The sequence below is a fragment of the Rhodothermales bacterium genome (assembly GCA_013002345.1).
Classification (GTDB): domain Bacteria; phylum Bacteroidota; class Rhodothermia; order Rhodothermales; family JABDKH01; genus JABDKH01.
The window spans coordinates 1-8,180 of record JABDKH010000210.1 but is presented as its reverse complement, the minus strand read 5'-3'; the positions used below and the strand labels follow the sequence as shown (position 1 = coordinate 8,180).

At 59.9% G+C, this 8,180-nt stretch carries 7 protein-coding genes; 5 read left to right on the top strand and 2 right to left on the bottom strand.

What is annotated here, in order from left to right:
- From HKN37_10940 to preA, 5 genes are all read left to right on the top strand, one after another.
- On the top strand, nucleotides 1–632 hold a 632-nt coding region (locus HKN37_10940), incomplete at its 5' end, for an aminotransferase class III-fold pyridoxal phosphate-dependent enzyme (protein NNE47165.1).
- A gap of 55 nt (nucleotides 633–687) precedes the next feature.
- The gene (gene hydA / locus HKN37_10935) at nucleotides 688–2,124 is read left to right on the top strand and encodes a dihydropyrimidinase (protein NNE47164.1); all 1,437 of its coding nucleotides are present in this window, start codon (nucleotides 688–690) and stop codon (nucleotides 2,122–2,124) included.
- 27 nt (nucleotides 2,125–2,151) lie between these two features.
- Nucleotides 2,152–3,630 (top strand): CoA-acylating methylmalonate-semialdehyde dehydrogenase, encoded by a 1,479-nt coding sequence (locus tag HKN37_10930; protein ID NNE47163.1) that lies wholly within the window; start codon nucleotides 2,152–2,154, stop codon nucleotides 3,628–3,630.
- A gap of 33 nt (nucleotides 3,631–3,663) precedes the next feature.
- Entirely contained in the window at nucleotides 3,664–5,001 is a 1,338-nt protein-coding gene (locus tag HKN37_10925; GenBank protein ID NNE47162.1) for an NAD(P)-dependent oxidoreductase, read from the top strand.
- A 45-nt stretch (nucleotides 5,002–5,046) separates the two neighbouring features.
- Complete coding sequence (preA, locus tag HKN37_10920) at nucleotides 5,047–6,465, top strand: NAD-dependent dihydropyrimidine dehydrogenase subunit PreA (protein ID NNE47161.1); 1,419 nt, start codon at nucleotides 5,047–5,049, stop codon at nucleotides 6,463–6,465.
- A gap of 130 nt (nucleotides 6,466–6,595) precedes the next feature.
- On the opposite strand, the gene thrC is transcribed toward preA, so the two are convergent.
- Both thrC and HKN37_10910 read right to left on the bottom strand, forming a co-directional pair.
- Nucleotides 6,596–7,720: a threonine synthase gene (gene thrC / locus HKN37_10915; GenBank protein NNE47160.1), complete on the bottom strand. Its 1,125-nt coding sequence runs from the start codon at nucleotides 7,718–7,720 to the stop codon at nucleotides 6,596–6,598.
- Nucleotides 7,721–7,854: 134 nt separating this feature from the next.
- Nucleotides 7,855–8,180 (bottom strand): ornithine carbamoyltransferase (locus tag HKN37_10910; protein NNE47159.1); only part of this gene is annotated, 326 nt, incomplete at its 5' end.

Sequence of the window (8,180 nt, the reverse complement as noted above, 5' to 3'; positions counted from 1 at the left end):
CGAACTACCTCGGTGAGGCGTACGCAATCGTGCGCGAACATGGCGGTCTCTGTATTGCCGACGAGGTGCAGACCGGTTTCGGTCGCACCGGTAATCACTACTGGGGATTTCAGAACTTCGACGTAGTCCCCGATATGGTCGTGATGGCGAAGGGCATCGGGAATGGAATTCCGCTGGCTGCCGTCACGACGCGACGGGAAATTGCAGAGCCATTTGCTCAGAATCTGCACTTCAACACGTACGGCGGAAACCCGGTCAGTATGGCGGCTGGCCTGGCCGTTCTCGAGGTGATCGAAGAGGACGGACTGCAACAGAACTCGAAAGAAGTCGGCGCCTTCCTGATGGCGGGGCTAAAGGATCTGCAGCAGAGACATCCATTGATCGGCGACGTCCGGGGCATGGGCCTGATGATCGGCGTGGAACTTGTTCTCGATCGGGAGACTAAGGAGCCGGCGACGAAAGCGACGGCCGCAGTTCTCGAAGCGGCACGCGAAATGGGCGTCCTGGTTGGCAAGGGCGGGTTGTACGGTAACGTTCTGCGTGTGAAGCCCCCGATGTGTATAACGAAGGAGGACGCCGCATTCTGTCTCGAGGTGTTCGACCGTGCATTTTCGATAGCCGGCTCCGTGTGACCCACATGAAGCACAAGCAAGCTCAACTCCAAGACGACCAGATGGGGTGACCGAAATGAAATTTGACTCGGTAATTAAGGGAGGCACGGTGATAACACCGGGCGGTGCGATTCGAGCGGACGTAGGGATCAGTGGAGAGAAGATCGCGGCCATCGGCCAGGATCTCGACTCGGCCGCGAACGTCATCGATGCCACAGGCCATCACGTGATTCCAGGTGTTCTCGACGTGCATGTCCACCTGGAGCTTCCATTCTGCGGGACCGTCTCCTCCGACGACTACACTTCCGGAACACGTGCAGGTGCCCGCGGTGGCGTCACGACGCTCATCGATTTCGCAATTCCATACGAAGGCGATTCGCTCAACGATGCCGCCGACAACTGGATGGCAAAGGCCGATGGCAAGGCACTGATTGACTACACGTTCCACATCTGCGTCACGCGCTGGGACGAGCACAAGGACCAGATCAAAGGCATGGTCGATCGCGGCTTCACAACTTTCAAGGAATTCATGATCTATGAGTCCGAAGGTTGGCAGTCCGACGACCGGGCCATGTTCGGGACGCTCGAGAAGATGAAGGAGTACGGCACGATGTTGCTCGTTCACGCCGAATCGTCGCGCGTGCTTGACGAGCTCATTGCACGTCATCACACGAGCGAGCAGATCAAGCGGTACGGCGCCAGGCTGCACCGGATGACCCGGCCGAACTACATCGAAGCCGAAGCCATACAGCGCGCCATCACGTGGAGCGAAGTTACAGGCGGGCAGTTGTACATCGTGCATATGTCGACGGCGGAAGGCAGCGATCTCGTGAAGGCGGCACAGTCACGCGGCGTGCCCGTGCTGGCCGAGACGTGCGCTCAGTACCTCGTGCTCGACGACTCCGTCTTCGATCGGGAAGATGGCCATCTTTTTGCCTGCTGTCCGCAGGTCAAGAAGCCAGCTGACGTCGCGCGGCTGTGGACAGGCCTCTCCGATGGCGAGGTATCGGTGGTATCCACCGACACGTGTACGTTTACGCGTGAGCAGAAGGCCATGTGGGAAGGGGACTGGACGAAGATCCCGATGGGCATGCCGGGTCTTGAAACGCTTCTTCCGATCGTCTACACGCACGGAGTGCTGAAGAACCGTCTGTCACTGGAGCAGATGTGCATGAAGCTGTCGACGAATCCCGCGCAGATCATGGGACTGTACCCGCGTAAAGGCGCGATACAGGTTGGCGCCGACGCCGACATCGCGATCATACATCCGGCAAAGAAGATCACCGTCGACCCGGCAACGATGGAAACGAACGCCGACTGGTCACCATACGAAGGTTGGGAGCTGGCGGGATTTGCACGAACCACGTTGTCGCGCGGAGAGACTATCGTGGACGACTACAGGGTCGTCGGAAAAGCGGGCCGCGGCAAATGGTTGCACCGGTCGTCGGCAGGACTGCAGCATCAGTCGACCTCGAACGGACAGGAACGGAAGGCGACTCCCACGACTGCCTGAGTTATTTCGACATCGAGAGGAATTGTAATGAGTACAGAGATCAACACAGCCGTCCATACGCTGACGAATTTTATCGGGGGCAGGCCCATCGAGTGCGCAACGGGTCGATCGCTTCCCGTAACTGAACCTAACACGGGCGCGATCATCGCAGAGGTGCCTCTGTCGAACTCCGAGGACCTTGATCTGGCTGTCAAAGCGGCGAAGGAAGCTCAGCCCAGGTGGGCGCGAATGCCGATCAAGGACAGGGTGCAGGTGTTCTACAAAATGAAGACGTTGGTGGAGGCGGAAGCTGACCATCTGGCGCAGCTCATCACGCAAGAAAACGGGAAGACGATGGCTGAATCTCACGGCAGTATTGCTCGTGCCGTCGAGTGTCTCGAATATGCGGCCAGTCTGCCTCAGTTTGCTGTGGGAAAGGTGCTCGAGGTGAGTCGCGGCGTCGAGTGCAGGACCTATCGATATCCGCTGGGCGTCGTGGCCGGCATCACGCCGTTCAACTTTCCGTTCATGGTTCCTCTGTGGATGATACCGATGGCCGTGGCGCTCGGAAACGCATTCATTCTTAAGCCGTCACCGCAGACTCCGCTCAGTGCCATGGAACTCGCCCGACTCATGCAGGAGTCAGGCGTCCCGGATGGCATCTTCTCCGTGATCCACGGAGACAAGGACATTGTGGAGTCCATCTGCGACCACCCCGATATTGACGCTGTCGGCTTCGTCGGATCGACAAAGGCGGCGCGAGCGGTGTATCAGAGAGCTACGTCGACGGGAAAGCGGGTTCGTGCGCTTGGTGGTGCAAAGAACCATCTCGTGGTCGTTCCGGATGCGGACCCGGAGATGACAGCATCAAACGTAACGGCGTCCGTAACGGGTTGTGCCGGACAGCGATGCATGGCTGCAAGCGTGCTTCTCGCGGTGGGCGATTCGGATCATATCATCGATCGAATCCGGGACAAGATGGCCGGGCTGAAGGCAGGCCCGGACATCGGCTCGATCATCAGTGAAGACGCCTACGACCGGATCACAGGCTACCTTGATCGAGCAGAATCCGACGGCGCAAAGCTGCTTCTGGACGGCCGCCACGCTGTCGCGGATGACGTGCCTGCCCAGGGTCGATACCTTGGTGCCTGCATCATCGACCATGCAACGCCCGATCATGAAGCTTCGTGCGATGAGATCTTCGGGCCCACGCTGACCATCATCAGGTGCGCCACCCTCGACGACGCCATCGAGATCGAAAACCAGAATCCGTATGGCAACGCCGCAGCCATCTACACCTCGTCGGGAGACTCGGCCGAGTACTTTACCGACCGCGCGAGCGCTGGTATGGTCGGCGTCAATATCGGCGTACCCGTTCCGCGCGAACCGTTCGCCTTCGGAGGATGGAATGAGAGCAGCTTCGGAGGAGGCGATATTACGGGCGAGACCGCAATCGACTTCTGGACGAGGACGAAAAAGGTCACGGCAAAGTGGTCAGACAAGTATCGCGGAAACTGGATGAGCTGAGGCCGACTTTTCCTATTCAAGAGTGCCCGATCGATGGTAGAGAAGACCCGACTTTCCGAAAAGGAGCTGGCCCGAAACTTCGCCGACCTTCATCCGCGATACACGCGGGACGAAGCTGTGTCGGAGGCATCGAGGTGTCTGTACTGCTACGATGCACCCTGTACCCGCGCGTGTCCCACGCACATCGATGTGCCGCGCTTCATTCGTCAGATTCTACACGATGATCCTGCAGGTGCGGCGGAGACGATCTTCTCGGAAAACATCCTGGGCGGATCATGCGCGAGAGCATGCCCGACAGAGGTGCTGTGCGAAGGAGCGTGCGTGGACCGGACGCTTCTGAAGGCACCGGTGCAGATCGGTCGGCTTCAGCGGTATGCGACGGACCATGCCATGGATCATCAGCTCCTGTTTTTCGAGCCGGGCGCGGATTCGGGGAAGAAGGTTGCTATCGTCGGCGCCGGACCGGCCGGGCTGTCCTGCGCCCACGAACTTCGAAGGCGCGGACATGGCGTTACGATTTTCGAGGCACGCGACATTCCCGGCGGTCTCAACACGCTGGGTATCGCAGCCTATAAGATCACGACGGAGTTCTCACTCAGGGAGATCGAGTCGGTACTCGCCATCGGCGTGGATGTGCGCTACAACACGCCCGTCGATAGCAAGATGTTGCAACAACTCCGCGATACGCACGATGCCGTGTTTGTTGGTGTCGGTCTCGGTGAAACGGCGCAACTTGGTATTCCCGGCGAAGATGCGGAGGGCGTGTGGGAAGCACTCGACTTTATCTTCCAGACGCACACGAAGCCGCTGAAGGATTGCGTCGTCGGACGAAATGTCGTCGTACTCGGCGCGGGCAATACGGCGGTCGATGTGGCGACGGAAGCGGTGCGCCTGGGGGCGGACAGAGTAACAATTGCGTACCGCCGCACAGTGCACGACATGTCCGCATTTGATTACGAGTATGAGCTCGCAAAATCCGATGGTGTTCATTTCCTGTGGGAGGTTCAACCGAACGCGTTCGTGACCGACGACGGAATGCTGACAGGTGTCGAGTTTCAGAGGATGACGTCGCAGGGACGCGGCCGGTCGGCTTCACTCAAAGCCGCTGACGAACCGCCGTCAATCGTTCCGTGTGACATGGCGATAAAAGCGCTTGGCCAGGTACCTGTACTGGGTGTGCTGGGCGAAGTTGACGACGTCGAGACCAGGAACGGACGACTTCGCATCGACCCGACGACTGGGTCGACCGGCGTGTCGGGGCTCTTTGCCGGTGGTGACTGTGTCAGCAAGGGGGCCGAGATCGTCGACGCTGTACAGGAGGGCAAGGTGGCCGCGTGGGGTATCGACGCGTACCTGGCTGGGCGAGTCTGAGAAGAGCACCGTGGTGGGCAGCAATATCACTCGAGGTTCAAACGAATGAGCAAACCGGATATCAGCGCCAATCTGGCCGGGATCACTTCGCCGAATCCCTTCTGGTTGGCGAGCGGACCCCCGACGAACTCGGCTTACCAGGTGCGCCGCGCTTTTGAAGCGGGCTGGGGTGGCGTGGTCTGGAAGACCATTAGCCACGAGCCCATCGTCAATGTCTACTCGCGGTACGGCGCGGTTGACTATGATGGTCGCAAGGTGATGGGCTTCAACAATATAGAGCTCATAACAGATCGAACGCTTGAAGAAAATCTCAGGGAGATAGCGGAGATCAAGCAGGAATTTCCCGATCACGCCGTCGTGGTTTCTTTGATGGTGGAGACGAACCGCGAATCGTGGCACGATATCGTGAAGAGGGTGGAAGACACGGGCTGCGACGGTCTGGAACTAAACTTCGGATGCCCTCACGGCATGAGCGAGCGAGGGATGGGATCGGCGGTGGGCCAGGTGCCGGAGTACACCGAGATGGTAACCGCGTGGGTGAAGGAGATAGCGCGGACACCCGTGCTCATCAAGCTGACGCCGAACATTGCGGACATTCGTTTCATCGGGCGAGCGGCCAAGCAGGGCGGGGCGGACGCGCTCTGTTTGATCAATACAATCAATTCGGTGATGGGTGTCGACCTGGAGACACTGATGCCCAAACCGCATGTCGCCGGGCGCGGCTCACATGGCGGATACTGTGGACCGGCAGTCAAGCCGATCGCGCTCAACATGGTGCATCAGCTCGCCGCGGATCCGCAGGTCGGTCTGCCGATTTCCGGAGTCGGAGGCATTCAGGCCTGGCAGGACGCGGTGGAGTTCATGCTGCTCGGCGCCTCCAATGTTCAGGTGTGCACCGCGGCGATGCACTACGGCTTCCGAATCGTTGAGCACTTCATCTCCGGACTGCAATCGTGGATGCAGGGTCGTGGCTTCGAGCGACTGTCCGACTTTGTCGGACACTCCGTGCCGGCGATTGGAGAGTGGGCCGAGCTTGATCTGGGCTACAAGGTCGTAGCGGAAATAGATCAGACGAAATGTATTAACTGCGGGCTGTGTTACATCGCCTGTGAGGACGGAGCGCACCAGTCGATTGACATCAGTCGTCTCGGCGAGGATGAATACGCGGATCGACTCACCGCTGCGGACATCGGAAACGGTCGCGGTGACGGTCACGATTCGGCCATTCAGATCAGCGGAGGAAAGCGTGTAATTGCTGGAGCCGGCGACGGGTACGTCAACATCTACACGATCCGCCAGGAAACATGCGTAGGTTGTAACCTGTGTTCGCTGGTCTGTCCGGTGGATGAGTGCATCGCAATGGTACCGGCGGAGTCCGAGATCCCGAGCATGACGTGGCGTGAGTATCAGGATCGTCTCAGCCGCGGAGAGATCGAGCCCATTCAGCCACCGTCGCACGTGTGAATCAGGGCGGCTAGTCGAATCGATCGAACGCGAGCAGCGCGGACCTTCCCCGAAACGACCCGATCCTGATCTTCATTCCGTGGAGCCAGGTACAGTCAGCCGGACAAGCGGCGGCCGGGCGAACATCCTGTCAGCCGGTCGCGAACTCCCTCCACCGCTGCGCAACGTCTGCCAGCTTCGGTTTGATCGGCGACGGTTCGGCAACTGCTCGAGCCGCGCTTGCCACATCCTTCAGCCCCGTGCCCGTGACAAGAAGAACGATCCGCTCGCGGCGTTCGATAAGCCCCGATTGAAGCGCACTCCGAAGTCCGGGAAGAACGGCAGCACCGGCCGGTTCGGCAAACACGCCGGTGTGTTGGGCCAATTCGGCTATCCCGTCCACAATCTCGCCATCGGACACCACCACGCCTCCGCCACCCGACGCTCGAACCGCACGCAGGCACTGGATCGCATTTCGTGGCGCCTCTACCGTCAGGCTATCGGCAACGCTGTTGGCACCCGGCACGGGCGTGATCGACTCCGATCCCGTAATCAGCGCACGCGCGAGGGAGTCCGATCCGTCTGGTTGAACCGCAATCAACCGTGGCGGACGAGCGATGAGTCCACCGCGGACAAGATCGTGGAATCCTTTCGCGATCCCGGACAATATGACTCCGTCGCCGGTCGGTACTACGACCACGTCGGGCGCGTCAGGGGTCATCTGTCTTGCGATCTCCAGAGCAACCGTCTTCTTACCTTCGATCGTAAAGGGATTCAGTGCGGTGTTCCGGTTGTACCAGCCGAACTCTTCACAGGCTGCACAGCATAGCTCGAACGCCTCGTCGTACGTGCCGTCGACGGGCATCACCGCGGCTCCGTGCGCCAGCATTTGCACGAGCTTCGCCCTCGGAGCGGACGCCGGTACGAATACGACGGCGCGAATTCCACTTGCCGCCGCCACCGCAGCTAGCGCCGTCGCCGCGTTGCCGGTCGACGCCGTCGCTACGGTCTTGAAGCCGTACTCCTTCGCCTTGGCCACCACCAGAAAGGACGCCCTGTCCTTGGTGGAACCGCTCGGGTTTCTGGTGTCGTCCTTGATTTGCAGATTCGGCGTGCCGAGTACTCTGCGCAATTCCGGCGCCGCGAGAAGTGGTGTGTCTCCCACAGGAAAAGGAGGGAAGTGCTCAGCCGAAGAGATGGGCCAGAACGGGATCAAAAACTCCGGACTCGATGCCGCTGCCTCCGGCCACCCGGATGGATAATCGTCCAGGGCCACAGCGAGCACGCCTCTGGTGACGCCGCCCGCCTCTTGCTTTTGAGAACAAAGCGGGCAAACGAGCCGGGCCGGATCCTCCCCGTACGCCGCGTCGCACTCTATGCATCGAAACTGAAAACAGCCCATCGTGCCACCTACATGGTCAGGGCCATCAGAGCTTTCTGCACATGCAGGCGATTCTCGGCCTCATCATAAACCACCGACTGTGGACCGTCGATGACTTCCTCCGTGACCTCCCGACCACGATCCGCCGGAAGCGGATGCATATAAATCAGGTGATCCTTCCCGAGCGCCATCCGCTCCGAGTCGCAGCGCCACGCCGGGTATTTCTCGATCAGACGAAGACCCTGGCTTACATCCTGCGTTGTAACCAGCGGTCCCCACGACTTGGGGATCACCACGTCGGCGTCCTCGAAGGCATCCTCGAACGTGTTACTGATCTCGAATCGCGCACCGCCGG